The sequence below is a fragment of the Deinococcus arcticus genome (genome assembly GCF_003028415.1).
GTDB classification, from domain to species: domain Bacteria; phylum Deinococcota; class Deinococci; order Deinococcales; family Deinococcaceae; genus Deinococcus; species Deinococcus arcticus.
Genome location: NZ_PYSV01000013.1, coordinates 16,037 through 33,922 on the forward strand (window position 1 = coordinate 16,037; position 17,886 = coordinate 33,922).

At 71.1% G+C, this 17,886-nt stretch carries 15 protein-coding genes; 7 read left to right on the forward strand and 8 right to left on the reverse strand.

Features of this window, described 5'->3' with window-relative positions; translation table 11 throughout:
- The first annotated feature begins 23 nt into the window (after positions 1-23).
- Complete coding sequence (locus C8263_RS13170) at positions 24-980, forward strand: helix-turn-helix transcriptional regulator (RefSeq protein ID WP_158263804.1); 957 nt, start codon at positions 24-26, stop codon at positions 978-980.
- 58 nt (positions 981-1,038) lie between these two features.
- Here the strand turns inward: C8263_RS13170 and C8263_RS13175 are convergent, their stop codons facing one another.
- A complete protein-coding gene (locus C8263_RS13175; RefSeq protein WP_233218811.1) occupies positions 1,039-1,830 on the reverse strand; it encodes a MerR family transcriptional regulator in 792 nt (263 codons plus the stop codon).
- Positions 1,831-1,906: 76 nt separating this feature from the next.
- On the opposite strand from C8263_RS13175, the gene C8263_RS13180 reads away from it, so the two are divergent.
- From C8263_RS13180 to C8263_RS13200, 5 genes are all read left to right on the forward strand, one after another.
- The gene (locus C8263_RS13180) at positions 1,907-2,770 is read left to right on the forward strand and encodes an MDR/zinc-dependent alcohol dehydrogenase-like family protein (protein WP_107138600.1); all 864 of its coding nucleotides are present in this window, start codon (positions 1,907-1,909) and stop codon (positions 2,768-2,770) included.
- A 190-nt stretch (positions 2,771-2,960) separates the two neighbouring features.
- Positions 2,961-3,662 carry an AzlC family ABC transporter permease gene (locus C8263_RS13185; protein ID WP_107138601.1) on the forward strand — a complete coding sequence of 234 codons (702 nt, stop codon included), beginning with the start codon at positions 2,961-2,963 and terminating at the stop codon, positions 3,660-3,662.
- Positions 3,659-3,955 (forward strand): AzlD domain-containing protein, encoded by a 297-nt coding sequence (locus tag C8263_RS13190; RefSeq protein WP_107138602.1) that lies wholly within the window; start codon positions 3,659-3,661, stop codon positions 3,953-3,955. The genes C8263_RS13185 and C8263_RS13190 overlap by 4 nt, the downstream gene beginning before the upstream one ends.
- Before the next feature lie 79 nt (positions 3,956-4,034).
- Positions 4,035-5,663: a PASTA domain-containing protein gene (locus C8263_RS13195; RefSeq protein ID WP_107138603.1), complete on the forward strand. Its 1,629-nt coding sequence runs from the start codon at positions 4,035-4,037 to the stop codon at positions 5,661-5,663.
- Positions 5,664-5,688: 25 nt separating this feature from the next.
- Complete coding sequence (locus C8263_RS13200) at positions 5,689-6,825, forward strand: cysteine desulfurase family protein (RefSeq protein WP_107138604.1); 1,137 nt, start codon at positions 5,689-5,691, stop codon at positions 6,823-6,825.
- Between the two features lie 385 nt (positions 6,826-7,210).
- On the opposite strand, the gene C8263_RS13205 is transcribed toward C8263_RS13200, so the two are convergent.
- The 6 genes from C8263_RS13205 to C8263_RS13230 all read right to left on the reverse strand — a co-directional run bounded on the left by C8263_RS13205 (position 7,211) and on the right by C8263_RS13230 (position 15,883).
- Positions 7,211-7,570 (reverse strand): ArsR/SmtB family transcription factor, encoded by a 360-nt coding sequence (locus C8263_RS13205; protein ID WP_107138605.1) that lies wholly within the window; start codon positions 7,568-7,570, stop codon positions 7,211-7,213.
- A complete protein-coding gene (locus C8263_RS13210) occupies positions 7,567-9,708 on the reverse strand; it encodes a heavy metal translocating P-type ATPase (RefSeq protein WP_107138606.1) in 2,142 nt (713 codons plus the stop codon). The genes C8263_RS13205 and C8263_RS13210 overlap by 4 nt, the downstream gene beginning before the upstream one ends.
- Positions 9,709-9,877: 169 nt before the next feature.
- Positions 9,878-10,609, reverse strand: coding sequence for an immunity 49 family protein (locus C8263_RS13215; RefSeq protein ID WP_146160684.1), 732 nt, complete (start codon positions 10,607-10,609; stop codon positions 9,878-9,880).
- Positions 10,610-10,728: 119 nt separating this feature from the next.
- Complete coding sequence (locus C8263_RS13220; RefSeq protein ID WP_146160685.1) at positions 10,729-14,637, reverse strand: hypothetical protein; 3,909 nt, start codon at positions 14,635-14,637, stop codon at positions 10,729-10,731.
- Positions 14,638-14,675: 38 nt separating this feature from the next.
- Entirely contained in the window at positions 14,676-15,386 is a 711-nt protein-coding gene (locus tag C8263_RS13225; RefSeq protein WP_107138609.1) for a Nif3-like dinuclear metal center hexameric protein, read from the reverse strand.
- Complete coding sequence (locus tag C8263_RS13230; RefSeq protein WP_107138610.1) at positions 15,383-15,883, reverse strand: P-loop nucleotide/nucleoside kinase family protein; 501 nt, start codon at positions 15,881-15,883, stop codon at positions 15,383-15,385. The genes C8263_RS13225 and C8263_RS13230 overlap by 4 nt, the downstream gene beginning before the upstream one ends.
- 72 nt (positions 15,884-15,955) lie before the next feature.
- Here C8263_RS13230 and C8263_RS13235 point away from each other — a divergent pair, with 72 nt between their 5' ends.
- Complete coding sequence (locus C8263_RS13235) at positions 15,956-16,657, forward strand: hypothetical protein (RefSeq protein WP_107138611.1); 702 nt, start codon at positions 15,956-15,958, stop codon at positions 16,655-16,657.
- A 9-nt stretch (positions 16,658-16,666) separates the two neighbouring features.
- On the opposite strand, the gene C8263_RS13240 is transcribed toward C8263_RS13235, so the two are convergent.
- Positions 16,667-17,869, reverse strand: a complete 1,203-nt coding sequence (locus tag C8263_RS13240) for a sugar ABC transporter substrate-binding protein (RefSeq protein WP_146160686.1) — start codon at positions 17,867-17,869, stop codon at positions 16,667-16,669.
- Positions 17,870-17,886 lie beyond the last annotated feature (17 nt).

Here is a 17,886-nt window from a genome sequence, read left to right on the forward strand (position 1 = left end):
CGCCCGCTGGGCACAGTGAGGCCATGTCTGTGCCTCTGCCCCCGCAGGATGCCCTTGTTCTGACCGAACAACTGTTCCGGCTGTGCCAGCTGCTGCGCGCCGGGCCCATGTCGCTTGACGCCCTGGCAGCGGCCACCGGGCAATCACCCGAAGCCACGCAGGCCCAGCTGACGCTGGTGCAGCGCCTGGAGCCGGCCCTGCAGATGCAGGCCACCACGCCGCCGCTGTACCTGTTGCCCGGCGCGTGGACCCCGGCCGAGTGCCTGACCCTGCGCCGGGGCCTCGCCGTTCTGGCCGAGCGGGGCGCGGAACCGGGGGCGCCGCTGCGGGAACTCGCTGCGCGCCTGGGTGCGGGGCTGCCTGCCCATGTGCAGGCCGCTCTGCCGCCGCTGGCCACACCCGCACAGCAGCCCCTGCACCTGGGCGGAGTGCTGCCGCTGGTCACGCAGGCGTGGCTGGAGGGCCGGACCCTGAGCTTTGACTATCTGCGCCCCGGGCGGGCCCAGTCGCGGCGACGGGTCACGGTGCAGCCGCTGCTGGTGCACGCCCACCCGGTCACGCTTGAACCGCTGCTGACGGGCCGCGAAACCACAGGGCGCCGGGCGCAGCGCACCTTCCGGCTGGGCCGCATGCTGGGGGTCAGGGTGCTGGAGCAGGGGCCCTCTGCTGCGCCCGTGGCGCCCCCGCCCGCACCCCAGGGGACCGGCATCTGCGCGCAGCTACGTTTCGTGGGCCGGGCGCGCCTGCAGGTGCTGGAGGGCCGCTTTGCCCACCTGAGCGAGCCCCTGATTCACCCGGACGGCAGCGTGGAAGTCACCCTGAACGCCCCGGCGGGCAGCTGCAGCGTCCTGCCCTGGCTGCTGAGCTGGGGAGCAGGGGTGCAGGTGCTGGGCCCCGCTCCCCTGCGCGAACAGTGGCAGGCCGAACTGCGCGCGGCCCTGGCCGGTGCGTCGCGGCCAAGCGGCGCTGGGGCCGCCTGAACAGGAACGGTCAGCACCGCTGGACCCGGCTGTAAGGCTCGGCCGGGTCCAGCGGCGCCTAACCCTGTTCGCCCTGCGCGTCGGCCCAGGCGGTCACGGCCGCGCTCTGGTAGGCCGCCAGACCGGGGCGGGCCTCATCAATGCTGCGGGTGAAGCGCTCGTCCCCCACCCACATCTGGGCCAGGCCCCGCATCATGGCGGGCGGGGCGTCGTAATAGCGGGCGTGAATGTGCGCGCGATGCCGGGCGGCCACGGCCTGCGCCTGCGGGCTCTGGGGCGCCACACCCGCGTCCATCAGGGCAATGTACGCCTCGCCAATGCCCTGCATCTCCGCCTTGACCGCTTCCCAGTCGGCCCTGGTATAGCGGCTGGTGCGGGCCTTGCTCTGGCGATAGGCATCCGTCTCGCCCCAGCGCTCCTGCACCTCGGCCTCGTACTGTTCGGGGTCAAAGCCGTCAAACACGGCCCTCACGTCTTCGTTGTTCATGGGTTCTCCCTGGGTGCTCAGCATGGCCTGCACCGCGTCAATGGTGGCCTGGGTCTTGCGCTGGCTTTCCCGCAGCAACAGCAGTTGCGTTTCCAGCGCCCGGCGCTGCTCTGGGGGCGGGGCGTCCAGCAGGCGCGCAACCTCGGCCAGCCCAAAGCCCAGCTGGCGGTAGGTCAGCGCGGCGCGCAGCCGGACCAGATCGCCGGGGGTGTACAGGCGGTAGTTGCCTTCGCTGCGCTCACTGGGCCGCAGCAGTCCAATCTCGTCGTAGTGGTGCAGGGTGCGCACGCTGAGCCGGGTCAGCTGCGAGACCTCGCCCACAGTCCAGCGGGGTTCGTGTGTGGGGTCCAGAGCGGCCTTCACCTCCTTGCCGGGCAGCGTAGGCCCTGACGCCGCGTGAGGGTCAAGGGGGAGGCCAGAAGATGGCACAGTGAGGTGCATGCGTCTGACCGTCACCGCGCCCATGACGTTTGCCTGGGAGGACCTTGCGGCTGTGGCCCCCGGGCCCGGCGAGGTCCGGGTTCGCACACATCTGAGCGCGCTGAGTGTCAGTTCCGAACTGGCGGTGGCCCAGCGCGGTCCTTTCCCCGCTGCTCTGGGAGACCAGACCCTGGGGGTGGTGGATGAGGCGGGTGCCAATACTGCGCTGCAGCCGGGCACCCGGGTGATCACCACCCTGGGCCACGCCGCCTGGGGCCTTCACCCTGAAGGACGAGTGATCCCCATACCGGCCCATGTGCCAGACCCGGTGGCGCTGTGCGCTGTGCTGGGCGAGGAAACCCACAAGGGGCTGCGCAAGGTGGCCCCGCACCCCGGGGAGCAGGTGTTGGTGGCCGGCGCAGGGCTGCTGGGACTGCTGACGGTGTTCAACCTCACGCGCCGGGGGTTCGAAGGCGTCACCGTGCTGGAGCCGCAGGCTGAGCGGCGCCGGCTGGCCCTGACCTTTGGAGCCGCGCAGGCGTGCGCCCCCGGGACCCTGCCCCATGACGCCTTCGATGTGGGCGTGGACTGTAGCGCTTCGCCCGCCGGCTTTGCCGAGCTGATGGGCCACCTGCGCCCCAGGGGCCGCTGCGCCGTGCTGGCCGATGGCAACTGGGGCGCACTCACCTTGCCGCCGGCCTTTCATACCCGGGAACTTCAGCTTGTGACGTCCAGCGACGGCGAAGATTACGCGGCCTACGCCCGCTGGCTGTGGCACCACCCAGAGTCACTGCTGGCGGGGCTGTTCCCTGTCACGGTGCACCCGGCCCAGTTGCCCGCGCTGTACCCTCGCCTGCTGACCTCTGATACGAACTCCGATTGAATCGCTTTTGTCAGCGCTTCAATCCGAGCGGAGCGAGCAGGAGAAACACGGGTTCCGGGCGTGGAGTCAGCAAATCGGCTCTGTTCCGATTTGTCGGCGGAAGAGACGAAACCCGTATGAGCGGCCAGTGAGTGTGCTGGTGAACTGGCACTGAGCGCACCCGCTTCTGCCACCCGCTAGGCTTGACGCCATGAACGCGTTCTGGCAGGGTTTTCGCCTCCTGATTCCCCTGTGGCCGGGGATGGTGCCCTTTGCGGTGGCCTACGCCGTCACCGCGCGCGGCGCGGGCCTGAGCCTGTGGGAAACCTGCCTCATGAGCCTGACCGTGTTTGCCGGGGCCAGCCAGTTTGCCGCGGCCGGGCAATTCGTGGGCGGGCAGCTGCCGCTGGCGCCAGCCCTGGCGCTGGTGGGCACCACCTTTCTGCTGAATATGCGTCACCTGCTCTATGGCCTGAGCCTGTCGCGCGCCCTGCCCCTGCGCGGCGCCCAGCGCGCCCTGGCCGCCCAGTTTCTGACCGATGAAGCGTTTGGCATGGTCACGGTGGCCGGGCAGGGCGGCGCGGCCCTGGGCTTTGCCTTCCTGCTGGGCGCCGAGCTGAGCCTGTACGTGGTCTGGAACGCCTCGACCCTGCTGGGCGCGCTGGCAGGTCAGGTGCTGCCCTCGCCGGCAGCGCTGGGGGTGGGGGTGATTTTCCCGCTGGCCTTTCTGGGCCTGCTGGTCCCGCTGCTGGGCGATCGGCGCTCGGGCGTGGTGGCGCTGGCCGCCGGGCTGGGGGCCTGGGCACTGGCGGGGCGGGTGCCGGGGGGCGTGCTGATTCTGGCCGTGGGTGTGGGCGGCGCGCTGCTGGGCGCGTGGCTGACCACCCGCCGTGCGGTCGGGGGCGCCGCATGAGCGCCTGGGCCGTGATTGGGCTGATGTGGGCGGTCACCTACCCGCCGCGCCTGCTGGGCCTCATGCTGGGCCGGGTGCAGTTGCCGCCCTTCTGGCAGGCCTTCCTGCGCTTTGTGCCGGTCAGCGTATTTGCTGCCCTGATCGTGCCCGAGGTGCTGGGCAGCCCCGAGTGGGCGCGGCGGCTGGTGGGGGTGGGCACAGCGGGGCTGCTGTATGCACGTGGGGTGGCCCTGGCCCCGGGCCTGCTGGCCGGCTTTGCCGCCTACTGGGCCGCGCGGCTGGCCGGGCTGTAGGGCGCCAGCGGTTTTCCTCGCCAGACCCAGACCCCCGCGCCCCCGCCTGTTGCGGCGCCCGCGCTATGCTGGGCAGCGCATGACGGCTCAGGACGGCAAGGTCATTGATGGCAAATACGAGGTGCTGCGCGAACTGTCCGTGCAGGGGCCGGTCACGCTGTCTGAGGTGCGCGCCGCCGAGGGGGTCACGCGGCAGGTGGCGTGGTTCACGGTGGCCTCGCCCGCCGACCGCCAGGCGTTTCATACGTACCGCGCTGCCCTGCGCGCCCTGGCCCCGGCCGGGCTGACCGACGTGGTGGCGCGGCCCGGGGCCTATTACGCGGTGTGGCAGCCGGTGGCCGGGCAGCCCCTGGACACGGCGCTGTCCCAGAAGGGCCGGGCGCCCGAACTGGCCGAGGGCGTGCAGGCGCTGGCCACTGCCCTGGCCGCGCAGGGGTACGCCCTGGACGACGCGGCCGTGGTCGTGGAGGGCACCGAGGCGCGCGTGGCCTACCTGACCCCGCTGCCCGCCCCCCGCACCCCCGAGGACATCGCCGCGCGCAACGCCCGCACCCTGGCCCCTCTCAAGGGCGTGCGCGTCAAGCGCCCGCGCGAGCCCGGAGGCTGGCTGACCTTCGTACCGGGGCTGCTGCTGCTGGGCGGCGCCGTATATCTGGGGGCCCAGGCCACCCAGATCTACCTCAACCCCCCTGTGCGCGAGGTGCTGGGGGTGGGCGGACAGGAGGCGCGGGCGGCGGCCCGGGTGCTGGTGGGCGCGGGCTTCCGCGTGAACTTTACCGAGGGGCAGGCCGGCGGGCGGGCCATCGGGTCCATCATCCGGCAGGAGCCGCCAGCCGGCACCAACCTGCCGGTGGGGCGCCTGGTCACGCTGACCGTGAACAATCCCCCCGCCATTGAAGTGCCGCGCCTGGAAGAGATGAATCTGGCCCAGGCGCGCGACGCCCTGAAAGACCGCGCCATGACAGTGGGCAAGGTGGTCAAGGTGGACGGCACCCTGACGAGCACCCCGGAAGGCCGCATCGTGGCGCAGTTGCCCGAAGCGGGCTCCAGTGCGCAGCAGGGCCAGTCGGTGCAGCTGATGGTCAGCACCGGCATCCGGGGCAAGGACACCTTTCTGCCCAACGTCAGCGGCATGACCTTCGAGCAGGCGCGCGAGTACGCCCGCGCCGCCGGACTGGTGGTCACCACCGTGACCCCGCAGCCCAGCGACGCCCGCGAGGGCACCGTGCTGGAACAGTCGCCCGCACCGTTTGCGCGGGTGAAGGTGGGCAGTCCAGTCAAGCTGACAGTGGCTGCGCCGCGCTACAGCGCCCCCAGCCGCCCGGCTGACGCCCTGCCCCTGCCGCCCGCCCCGCTGCCCGAGGCGCCTGTGGTACCTGCCGAACCCGAACCCGCCCCCGGCGAGGAGCCCGGCACCCCCGAAGGCGCGGCGGTTCCGCCGCCCACCCCCGAGGAGATTCCCGCCGAGCCGGTGGCCGCCCCGCGTACCGTGAATTTTGCCTACACCTTCCCCGCCGACCTGCCCGAGGGCACCTACACGCTGGTGGTGCGCGACGACACTGGCGAGCGCCCGCTGGACTTCCAGTACGACGCGGCCAGTCTGGCCGGGCAGCCAGCCAGCGCGGCCGTGACCGTCACGGGCGACGCGGTGTTCGTGGTGCAGCGCGACGGCCAGGATTTCATTACCGTCACGCCGGGCGCGCCGTGAGCACAGGGCCAATGAGCACGGCGTCATGATTTATCTCGATTACGCCGCCACCCACCCCATGACCCCGGAAGCGCTGGCGGCCTACGCCGGGGCGGCGGCGCTGCCCGGCAACCCCGCCAGCGTGCATGCGGCCGGGCAGGCGGCGCGCGAGCGGCTGGAAGAGGGCCGGGCGCGGGTGGCGGCCGCGCTGGGCGTGGACCCCCGCACCCTGACCGCCAACAGCGGCGGCACCGAGGGCGACAACCAGGTGCTGCTGGGCACCGCGCGCGCGTGGCAGGACGCCCACGGGCGCCCCGGCCACCTGATCACCACCCCCACCGAGCACTCGGCTGTGCTGGCCCCGGCGCGGGCTCTGGCGGCGCAGGGCTGGGCCGTGACCTTCCTGACCCCGGACCGCTTCGGGCGCTACGACCCGGCCGAACTGGGGGCCTCGCTGCGCGGCGACACCGCGCTGGTGTCTATCCACCACGCCAACAACGAACTGGGCACCGTGCAGGACACGGCGGCCCTGTCGGCGGCGGCAGCGGCGCGGGGTGTGCCCTACCACACCGACGCGGTGCAGGCCCCCGGGGTGCTGCCGCTGGACCTGGGCGGCTGGGGCGTGACTTTCGCCACCTTCAGCGCGCACAAATGGGGCGGGCCCCGGGGTGTGGGGTTCCTGTACCTGCGCCGGGGCGCGGCGCTGGCGCCCGTGACCCTGGGCGGTGGGCAGGAAGGCGGCCTGCGCCCCGGCACCCAGGACACGGCCGGGGTGTATGCGGCGGGCGTGGCCCTCACCCACGCCGAGGCGAGGCGCGAGGCCACCCACGCCCACCTGCTGGCCCTGCGCACCCGCTTTCTGGGGGCCATTGCCGCCATTCCGGGGCTGCGCGTGAACCACCCCCCGGACGGCAGCCCCAAGGTGGCCAGCGTGACCATCCCCGGCGCCGACGGCGAGGCCCTGCTGATGAACCTGGACATGCAGGGCGTGTGTGCCAGCGCGGGCAGCGCCTGCAGCGCGGGGACCATGCAGCCCAGCCACGTGCTCACGGCCACTGGCCTGAGTGAAGCCGACGCCCGCGCCTCGGTGCGCTTCAGCTTTGGGGCGGCCACCACCCTCGCCGAGGTGGACGCCGCCGCCGCCGCGCTGGTGCAGGCCGCCGCCTGGAGCCGGGTGGGCTGAGACGGACTGCCGTCCATTTCCGTCACCTCCGGGAAAGAGCCGGATGTTCCCCGCCTTCGGCGCTGTTCCAGCCCAATTCCCGGAAACCGCATTTGTTCCTTCTCTGCTCCGCAGCTCTTCGAGTCCCTCCGGTCGAAAAAATTCCGTAACACATGACGGAATTTTTCGGAATCCGTATGAGACGGACTGCCGTCTGTAACGCCCACACTCTGGAACAGAACCGGAGTGCTCGCGCCACGCCCGGAGGAACGTGTTTCTCCCCCTCGCTCTGCGAAGCCGCTCTCCGAGTCCGCTCGAATGGAATCGTTTCTGCCAACGATTCCATCGGAGTCCGTAGGCGGGCATGGCCACGCCCCAACTCCAACCTTCCCCAACCTCCCTGGGTTCAGCGCTCCTGGGCGTGCTCCAGTGCGTTGCGGATGAGCAGGGTCACGTGCTGGTCGGCCAGGCGGTAATACACCGTTCGGCCCACCTTGCGTGGGGCCACGAGGCGGTGGGCGCGCAGCAGGCGCAGCTGGTGGCTGGTGGCCGACTCGCTGGCGCCCACCACCAGGGCCAGGTCATGCACGCACAACTCTGCGGCGGCCAGGGCCGACAGGAGGCGCAGCCGGGTGGGATCAGCCACCGCCTTGAGCAGGGCGGTGGCGTCAGCGACACAGGTGTCGTCCGGGAGGGCCTGCCGCGCCTGGGCGGCGGCGTCCGGGTGGGTGCAGGCGGCGCAGGGGTCGGGAACGCGCGCGCTCATGCGGCCCTGGCCTGTGTGGGCCTGAAGCGCAGCAGGCGCAGGGCGTTGGCGGTCACCAGCGCGGTGGCCCCGGTGTCGCTGAGAATGGCGGGCCACAGCCCCGTGATGCCCAGCAGGGTGGTCACCAGAAACACCAGTTTCAGCCCAAGGGCAAAGGCCACATTCTGCCGGATGTTGCGCATGGTGGCCCTGGACAGCCGCACCAGATCGGCCACGCCCGCCACGCGGTGGTGCAGCAGCGCGGCGTCGGCAGTGTCCAGGGCCACGTCGGTGCCGCCGCCCATCGCCACGCCCACATCGCTGGCGGCCAGGGCGGGGGCGTCGTTGATGCCGTCGCCCACCATCACCACCCTGCCCGTGCGCCTGAGCCCTTCAATCAGGCGCAACTTGTCCCCCGGCAATAGCCCGGCATGCACCTCCAGCCCCAGGTCGCGCGCCATGGCCTGACCCGCGCGGGCGTTGTCGCCGGTCAGCATCACCGGTTGCACCCCCAGCGCCCGCAGCTGCGCCACCGTGTCCCGCGCGTCGGGGCGAGGTTCGTCGCGCAGGGCCATCAGGGCCAGGGGCCGGTCCTCGCCGGTCAGGACCACCACCGTCTTGCCCTGGGCTTCCAGCGCCTGCACCTGGGCCGGCACATTGCCCGGCAGCCCCACTGTCTCCTGGGCAAAGCGGGGCGAGCCCACGGCATAGGGCCGCCCGTCCACCGTGGCGGTCACGCCCCGGCCGGCCAGGGCGCGGGCCCCGGTGGCAGCTGGCACGCCCAGGGGGGCGGCGCGCCCTATGATGGCGCGGGCCAGCGGATGGCTGGACCCCGCTTCCACGGCGGCCGCCAGCCTCAGCACCTCTGGTTCCGGCAGCCCGGCCAGCGGCACAACATCCGTCACGTGGGGCCGGCCCAGCGTGAGGGTGCCCGTCTTGTCAAAGGCCACCACCCGGGCTGTGCCCATGGTTTCCAGGGGCGCGCCGCCCTTGATCAGCAGGCCGTGCCGGGCCCCCGCCGACAGCCCACTGGTGATGGCGGCAGGCACGCTGAGCACCAGCGCGCAGGGGCAGCCAATCAGCAGCAGGGCCACGCCCCGGTACAGCGCCTCCGGCAAGTACTGCCCCGCCAGCAGCATGGGCACCAGCGCGGTCAGGGCCGCCACCAGCACCACGATGGGCGTGTACACCCGGCTAAAACGGTCAATAAAGCGGCTGATGGGCGCCTTGCTGGCCTCGGCCTGCTCCACGAGGTGGATGATGCGGGCAATGGTGTTGTCGTGCGCTTCGCGGTCTACCCGCACGGTCAGTACGCCGTCGGTGTTGATGGACCCGGCGAACACGTGCTCGCCCGCGCCCTTGCCCACCGGCACACTCTCGCCGGTCACGGGCGAATCGTCCAGGTGGCTGTGACCGGCAGTGATGGTGCCGTCGGCGGGCACGCGGTCGCCGGGCTGAATCTGAATCAGGGTGCCCACGGTCAGGGTGTCCACTGGCCACTCAACCACCTGGCCCCTGTTCAGCACGCGCGCCGTTCTGGGGGTCAGCCGGGTCAGGGCCTGAATGCCGCTGCGGGCCCGGCCCACTGCCACGCCTTCGAGCAGTTCCCCCACAGCGAAGAAGAACACGACCACTGCCGCCTCGGCCGCCTCGCCAATCACCAGGGCGCCCACGGCAGCCAGCGTGACCAGCGTGTTGATGCTGAAAGGCTCGCCCGCGCGCGCCGCCGCCACCGCCTTTCTGGCCAGGGGCCAGGTGCCCAGTAGGGTGGCGGCCACGTAGCCCCAGGCACCCAGGCCCGGGGCCAGGCGCCCCGCCACAAACGCCAGCGCCAGCAGGCTACCGCTCAGCAGCACCAGGCGGCCCTGGGCGGCAGCCCACCACGGCGCCGCCTCGGGGCCGTAGACCGGGAAGCCGCTTCCCCGGGGCCGCAGGGGGTGCCCCAGCTCGCGCAGGGTCTTTTCCAGCGTGGCGCGCGGGGTCTGGGTTTCGTCCAGCGTTAAGGTCAGCGACTGGCGTGTGAGGTTGGTCTGGGCCTGGGCGGCGCCGGGCAGGCGGGCCAGCGCGCCCTCAATTTTGCGCACGCAGTTGGGGCAGTCCATACCCTCCACGAAGTAATCCAGCGCCGTGGGGGGAGCGGCAGAGGCAGGGCGGCTCATGGCCCTACTTTATCTGAATATCTGCTCAGATGTTTGTGGGTGAGCCCAGGGAGATGTGCGGTGACGGCCGGAGGCTCCCCGTCCTCCTGAATCTCCCGGGGCAGGCTGCAAGACCCCAGGCTGGGCAGACCGGCCAGCGTCAGAGCGTCTGGAAGTCTTGCGTGGTTCCTCAGCTCGAGATCAGTTCCAGGGGCAACAGGGGCGACTGCACCGAGACGTTCAGGCCGCGCCGCCGGGCCAGGGCACACAACCCAAGAGCAGGCAGGCAGACCCAGGCCACGGGCCTATTTCGGAACTCCTCGTCCTGGCGGTAATACTTGACGTGCCGCTCCAGCGCCAGACGAACTTCTTCGTTGAACCCGGCCTCGTCGCCTGACACAAGGCGGGCCATCATGCCGGCCTCGCACTGGGCGACCTCCACTGAAAAGGTCTGATCCTCCGGGTCCAGACCCGGCGCCTGCATGGCGTCAAAAGCGGCCAGGATTTTTGTTATGGCATCTGGCGAGCGGGTGTACATGGCTTGCGCGGCCTGGACTTGCAGGGTCCGGTAAGCGGGTGCTCTGGTTGAGGACGCCGCAAAAGTGGAGGTAAAGGACCGCATAAGAACTTCTTCCTTGAGGAACGGCTCTTCCCAAAGAAGCGTGAGGTAAAAGGCTTTTAACCAATGCCCGGGCGAGGAGGAACTCGTGGGGCCGGTGGTGGTGCGGCCAATGCTCATCACGTCGCCGGGAGGCCTGGGAATCAGAACTTCCAGCTCTTTTGCACCTTTGGGAAACAGTGCGAGGTAAAGCGCATAGGCTTCAGCATTCCCGGCCAACCACATCATGTCGCCGCATTCAGGGTCGGAGGCGCGACCCGCCAGGACCAGAAGGGTCGCCAGGTGATACGCCTTGGTCGCCAACCAGTTCAGGTCGTGCCCTGGCTCCTGTGCGCGCGCCAGTGACCCGTGAACCGACTGACGGTACCAGGCAATGTCCTCTTCCAGGGTTTCAAAAACGTACTCTTCAGCCAGGACGTGACTCACGGCGACCCTCCCAGTGGATTCAAGTGAAATTCACGCACCACCACCTGGGTCACGTCATTTTTCACGGTCACCTGGCCAGTTCGTCCATCGGTCGTTCGTGTGGTCACGACGGGCGCCCGCACCTCCAGATAGTTCACGATGCCCTGCTCGTAGGCCCCGTCGAGTGTCCGGCCGACGGATTTGAGTTCAGTGTTTCGGCTCTGAATCATGTTTTTCAGGATATCGGTGAAGTAGTCCTTGCTGCCCTGCTCGGCAAATTCGCCAGATTCAATGCGGCGGCGGCCCAGGGGACTTGAGCCGCCCTTGGCCTCAATCACGATGTATTTCAGCTGACCGTTGGCATCCTTCACCCGCCACACCTGATCAAAGTCGCCAGAGCGGGACGGCGCGCCGGGCGGCGGGTAAATCGGGTCAGACTCGGGGTACTGGCTCTTGATGTAACTGGTGCCTGCCAGTTCGCCCAGCTGCCGGCTCTCGTCGCGAATCTGCTGGTCCAGCGCCTTCATGCGGGCCAGGTCAGCCTCTGTGGCACCCAACCCCTTGAGTTCCAGTTCGTCCTTCTGCTGTTGGGCCAGGGCGCGGCGGTCCAGGCGTTCACGCACCTCGTCTTGTAACCGGACGTCCTGGTTGTCACGCTGGCCCACCACCAGGTCGTTCTCCCAGTCGTGTTTGGCGGGGTCGCCCTTCCGGGCGGGGATGGTGGAATCGCCCGTCACTTCAAAGGCGCGCGTGGTCTCGTTGTAGCGCATGGGGGCGTTGTTCTTGCTGGCATTCAGGAGAGGGCGGGTGTCTCCTTCACGCAGCACCCACTGATAACCATCTGGCGCTTCCGGCCAGCCCAGTTCCTTGGCCGCCACATGACCGCGCTTGAGCCGCGTGTCCACCTGACCCACCGTGTCAGGGGTGGCGGCAGGACTGTCTTTGGCCTTCTGGGCATAGTCCCTGGCATAGACATCGGCCAGGTCAGCCTGATTCAGCAGTTGCTGGCGTTTGAAGGAGCCTTCCGGGAATTGTCTGGCCTGCTGGCGAAGATCAGCCGCCGCCGTCAGGTGCTTATCCGCCTCAGCCGTCAGTCGAGCGCGTTCTGTGCCGGGTTTGGGACTGGTCGGCTCGAACCCGAGCATCTCTTTGAGTTTGGTGCGGGTGCGGCCGACCAGACTGTTCTCGGCCCGCAGGTCACGGGCCACAGACTCATGTTGGGCGCGGGTGGCCGGCGTCGTCTCTTGCCCAATCTCTACACGTGTCCGGCCCTCGGTGTACCCCTTGACCGAGGCGTGGTCGCCGCGTGCCTGAGGATTCACTTCCGTGGGCACCACGCCATGCCGGTTGCCGGTCACGTTGTTCACGCGGTCGCCCAGATTCGCCCCGAACTGTTCGCCTGCCGCGTTCGCCCGGGTCTGCAGCCCCCCCGCCCGGCCCGGCAGACGGGTGGTGGCCGCGCCCACGCCCGTGCCGATGGCCATCATCATCAGGGTTTCGGGGTTGGAGAGGTTCTTCAGGGCGTCTCCCAGCGAGGCGCCGCTCATCAGGTCGCCCAGCACGTTGCCGCCCAGGTCAAAGGTGGTGCCCACGGCAAAGGCGCCCGCTTTCTGGGTCAGGCCGCTGCCCAGCAGGCCGGCCGTGCTCAGCTTGCCCGCAATCAGGCCGCCCGCGCCGCCCAGGGCCCCACCCACCGCGCCGATCAGGGCGGCTTTCCCCACGCCGTCAAACAGGCTTTTCTGGAATCTGGCCTCCAGACCAATGTTGTCAATGGCGTTGTTGCCCATCTGAATGACGGCGCCGCTGGCGGCCCCCACCAGGGCGCCGCCCACCACCGCGCCAATGGCCCCGGCGGCGGCCCCGGCCCCCAGGGCCCCGGCCATTGCCCCTACCGCGCCAATCACGGCGGGGCCCGCCACCACGGCCACCACGATAATCACGGCGACCATCAGGGCAATCTTGACCCAGCCCTTCCAGCGCGGCTGCACCTGCGCCGCCGCCTTTTCGGCGTTCTCACGGATGGCCGCGTCTTCCTGGGGAAAGTTGCCGCGCAGGCCCTCGCGCAGCGGCGGAAGGGTGGCGCGCAGCTCCTCGGGCAGGCCCTTCAGGGCCCGGGCATACAGCTTCTCCAGACCCTGTTCCAGCGACCCCAGGGTTCTAGCCGTGCCCTTCGAGTCCTGCTGGGTACCCTGCGTGTGTGCCCTGGTCAGCCCCTGAAACAGCGACAGCGCCTGCGTGACCACCGCCTGCGCCGAGCGGTCAAAGCCGCCCGCCTGCGCCGCGCCCTGTTTCAGGCCCGCCTGAGCGGCGCCCGCCAGCGCGCGCGCTGTCTGGTCGGCCCCCTGACTGAGCCCCGCCGTGACCCGGGCTGTGCCCTGGGTAAAGCTCAGCTGCGCGCGGCGCACCCCGGTCGTGATACCGCTCTGGGCCCGGGCCAGCGTGCGCTTCAGTTCGGCCGGATCGGGGGACTGGAGGTGGCCCACCTGCTGGCCAAAGGCGCACAGCTGGTCCTCCAGCGCCCCGGCCAGCGCCGTCACGCTGCGCCCCAGGGCGGCACTGGCCCCGCTGGCCTGCTGCCCCAGGGCCGCGCGCTGCGCCTGAGCCTGCGCGGCAATCGCAGCGATCTGCGCGCCCTGGGTGGCGTCCAGGCCGCTCAGGGTGCCGGCCAGCTGCGTGCGCAGGGCGGCGCTCAGGCTGGCATAGGCACTCAGGGCCTGTTGCCGGGCCTGCCGCTCGCGGGCGCTCAGGCGGCGCTCGCCCGCGTCCAGGTGCGCTTTCAGGAGCTTTTCGGTGTCGGTCAGGGCCAGGTCAATGTTCTTCAGGTCCCGGTCCAGGCCGCCGCCCGGGGCGGTGAGCTTCTCGGCTTCTTCCTCGGCCTGCTCGCGGAACCCTGGGGCGTAGGCAGCGCCCACTTCCCGCGCCGCGCCCGCACGGGCCTTCCAGCGGTTGTCGGTGAGGGGCCCGTCCAGCAGGCTGTCGTCCTGGCCGGTCACATTCGCTTCAAAAGCGCGGGCCTGGTCCTCGGCGCGGGCGCGGGCCTGTTCGCCCACCTCGGCGCCGGCCTGGCCGTACTGCGGCTTCAAGCGTTCGTACTCGGCGCGCACGGCACTCTTCTGGGTTTCGGCGGCGGTGCGCGCTCCCTGCAGCGCCTGGGTGTGTTCGGCCTGCAGCAGCGCCCTGGCCGCCTGGGTGGCCACCGGCAGGGCAGTCAGGGCGGCGGCCTTGCGGGCACCCAGCTGGGCAGTGGCAGTGGCCGCGCGGGCGCGGGCCCGGGCTTTCTGAACGGCCATGCCGCTGCGCACGGCCGCCTGCTGCGCGGCAGCGGCGCCAGACACCCGGGCGGCGGCGCGTGTGGCCTGGGCGCGTACCTGCCCCTGGGCACTGTTCGCGCGGCGCTGCACCCCGGTGACCTGCGCGCGGCCACGCTTCACGAAGGCGGTCGCCAGGGCGCTGGCCGCCTTGCGGCGCGCGGCCAGCTTCTTCAGGGCCGCTGTGTGCGACACCCCGGCCGCCCGCAGCCGGGCCTTGTCCAGCTGGGGCGGCGCAAACTGCACGGTTGCGGGGCCGGCCGCCCGGGCAGGGAGTGGCCGGGGCGCAGCGATATTCAGCGGGGCACTGGTCGGGGGCGGGGGTGCAGGCTGCGGCTGGGGCAGGGCGGCGACGGAGGCAGGTCTGGGCGCGGCCAGCGGCACGCTCCTGGGCACCACTGGTGGTTTGAGAGCCTGCGTGACTCCTTTCTGCGCGGCGGCAAACGCCTGGGCATGCCCGGCCAGATCGGGGGCGGGACGAGGCGGCGCGGGCACCCGGCGGGCCTGGGCCGCCACCTGCGGGGACCGGGCCGGGGGCAGGTGCTGTTCGGGGGACGACGGCCCGGGGGGCGGCGCCTGCCCTGGTTTGGGGGCGGCACGCTTGCGCTGATCGAACATGACTCACTGTACACTTCCGGACCAGACTGGGGGGGCGGCTACAGTTCTGCCGGGCCCTGGGGGCCAGAGCCCTGTGAGCCAGGGTGCAGCGTGGCCTGCAGGCCCGGAAACGCCGCGCGCAGCTGATCGGCCAGTTGCCCCAGCCCCCACCATTCGGTGCGGCGGTGCCCCAGCGCCACCACGCCCAAGCCCGCCGCCCGCACGGCCCCCAGGGCCGAGGGACGCAGCTGCCCGGTCAGGTAGACGTGCGCGCCCTGTTCAGCGGCCATCGCTGCCGTGCCCGGATTCAGGCGGTTCATCAGGGCCACGCGCAGGGGACCGGTGATGGGGAGGGTGGGGGCCACAGAATCGTCCTCGCCGCCCAGTTCGGCGTGCAGGGCGGCCCGCAGCGCCTCCCAGGTGGGCTGCGGCACTGTGGCCAGCAGCCCGGCGGGCTGGCCCTCCCAGTGCAGCGGGCGGACCTCCTGCCAGCCCAGCCGCGCCGCCAGCACGCGGTTTGGTCCGGTGGTCAGGTGCAGGTCAAAGCCGTCGTGGGCGCCCAGCACCCCCAGCCCCGGCCAGCCCTCCCCCACCCCGCGCGAGCGGTGAACAAACAGCGCGTCGGCCGTCAGGTGTGCGGGCAGGTCACGCGGTTCCAGCGCCAGCGCGAGGTGCGTCACCTCTTCGGGGCCGGGGCGTTTGAGGGGCTGCGGCTCGTCCAGGTGGGTCTGAAGCCACGCCGCCAGGGCGGAGAGGGTGGCCGGGCTCATGCGGGGGGCCGGTGAAGGAAGGCAGTGAAGGGCGGCTGGGTGGTGGAGGCCAGTTCGGCGGCGTCTGGCGCCTGATACCACCCAGCCCAGGTGTTCAGTTCGTCGCGGGTGACGGGGAAGGTGTGGGGCGGCAGCGCGGCGTTGCGGGCATTCAGACGGGCCCACAGCACCTCCAGCGGTGCGTCCAGCACATGCAGCTCGAACGCGGCCCCCAGTGCCGCCGCCCGCCCCCGGAACAGGTCGCGCTCCTGGCGGGCCCAGCAGCCGTAGTCCAGCACCACATTCACGCCCAGCGTCAGGGCCCGCGCCGCCACCGCCCACAGCAGCTCGCTCTCCAGTAGCCAGCGCTTCTCGTCCGATTCGCCTGCGCCGAACAGCAGCGCCATCCATTCGTCTGGTGTCAGGCGCAGCGCGGCGCGCCCGGTTTCCAGTTGCCGGGCCAGTGTGGTCTTGCCGGCGCCGGGCAGGCCGACCAGCAATATCAGGGTGGCGGGCATGGGGGCAGCATAGCGGGCGGGGGCGCCGCAACAGCGGTCGCGCGCCGGGGGATTTCTGGGCAGACTGGCTGGGTGTTCCCCCAGCCCCCGCCGCCCATCACGCTGGCCACGCCCCTGAGCCTGCGCACTTCCTTCCGGTTTCCTGTGCAGCATGCCCAGGCCCGCCAGGAAGTGCTGCTGGGTGCGGCCCTGCTGCTGGTCTTTCCACTGGGCTGGCTGCTGAATATGGGTCACCGCATCGTGCTGGTTCACCGTATGCACTGCGGCCAGCCCGCGTGGCCGGCGTGGCCCGCCTGGGGGCGGCAGGGCTGGGACTGGGTCGGCTGGCGCGCACTGCTGCGCCACGGCGGGCTGACCTTTTTGGGCATGGTGCAGTACCACACCCCTGCCGTGGCCCTGGAGGTGCTGGCATGGCACCTGCACAGCCCCGCCCTGCACGCCGTGGCCGCGCTGCTGTGGGTACTGGCCACCGCCGCCGTGCCGGGCTACATGACCCATTACTGCCGCACCCTGGACCCGCGCGAGATCTTTGACCCCTGGCGGGCGCTGCGCCGGGTCCAGGAGGGCGGCCGGGCGTACTGGCACGCCTGGGGGATTGCGCTGTGTGCGCTGGCCTGTTCGTTTCTGGGCCTGCTGGCGGGGGGCGTGGGTTTTCTGGTCAGCAGCGTGTGGTTCTGGCAGGTGGCGGGGTTCAGCTTCGCCACCGTGTTCACACAGCGTTTTGAGCTGGGGCCAGGGGCAGGCGCAACCGTGGCCCCGGCGCCGCCCACCTGACCAGGCCGCTCAGAGCTTCAAGGCCGCGCGAATCTGGCGAACCGCCTCATCCAGAAGGGCGCGCGCGGGCTGGCGAGGCTCGGTCTGAAGGCGGCGCAGCGCCTCGCGCCAGGGGGCCCAGACGCTGAAGACGGCGGGGCTGGATGGAATCGGCACACCGGCCCGGATGGCCTGATCGAAGCCGCCCAGCGTGCGGTCCTCGTTGGCCAGCTGAGCCCGCGCCGCCGGGTGGGACGGGAGGCGTCCCCCCGCCTTGTAGAGCATGATCTGCGCGCCCTGGGTGGTGAGGGCCTGGGCCAGCGCCAGCGCGGCGGGCTGGTCAGGGCTACGCGCCGCCACCATCACGCCCTGCCGCCCCACGTAGGGCTGCCAGGACTGGGCCGCACCCGGCGGCGGCGGCAGGGGGACCGAGCGCAGATCCTGCCCGGTGCGGAACAGGTGCTCCACGTTCCAGGGGCCGGTCACCCACAGCGCCAGGCGCCCGTGCCCAAACGCCGCCAGCGCTGAGGCGTCGTTCAGGCCAGACCGAATCCCCGGCCGCCCACCCAGCTCCCGCAGGAAGGTGGCCGCCTGCGCGGCGCCCGGCGTGGCCAGCCCCAGCGCCGCGAGATCTGCTTCGCCGCCCTTCTGACCAAACATCGGCGCGCCGTAGGCATGAAAGACCCCCGCCTGCGTGTAGGGATCGGTCAGATCCAGCGCCAGTCCCAGCCGAGCGGCCTTCGCCTCGGCCGCCACCACTTCCTCCAGTTCGGCCCAGGTCGTGGGGGGCCGGGGCACCAGACGCGGGTTGTACACCAGCGCCACAGCCTCGGCCATCAGGGGCAGGCCCAGCACGCGGCCAGCCAGCGTGAAGGCCTGCTGACCTGCCTCGTCACCCAGGGCGCGGGCGGGCAGCGGCGCGGCCAGAGGGGCCACCCCTGTCAACCACTCGTCGGGCACACCCACCACCACATCGGGGCCGGCACGGTCCGCCGAGGACCAGCGGCGCCAGAGGTCACCGAAAGCCACCGTCCGAATCTGGACTCGGTGTCCAGTACGCGCGGTGAAGTCGTGGGCCTGGGTGTTCAACCAGTCCCGGTCTCCTTTCACATAATGGGTCCAGACGGTCAGCGTGACGGCCTGCCCGGTGCCGACCAGCAGGAAAAGAAGGGTGGACAGACAACGCCGCACTTTCCTGAGATAGCACATGGCCCAGACACGAAGACCAGACACGAAAAAGGCCGCCCCCA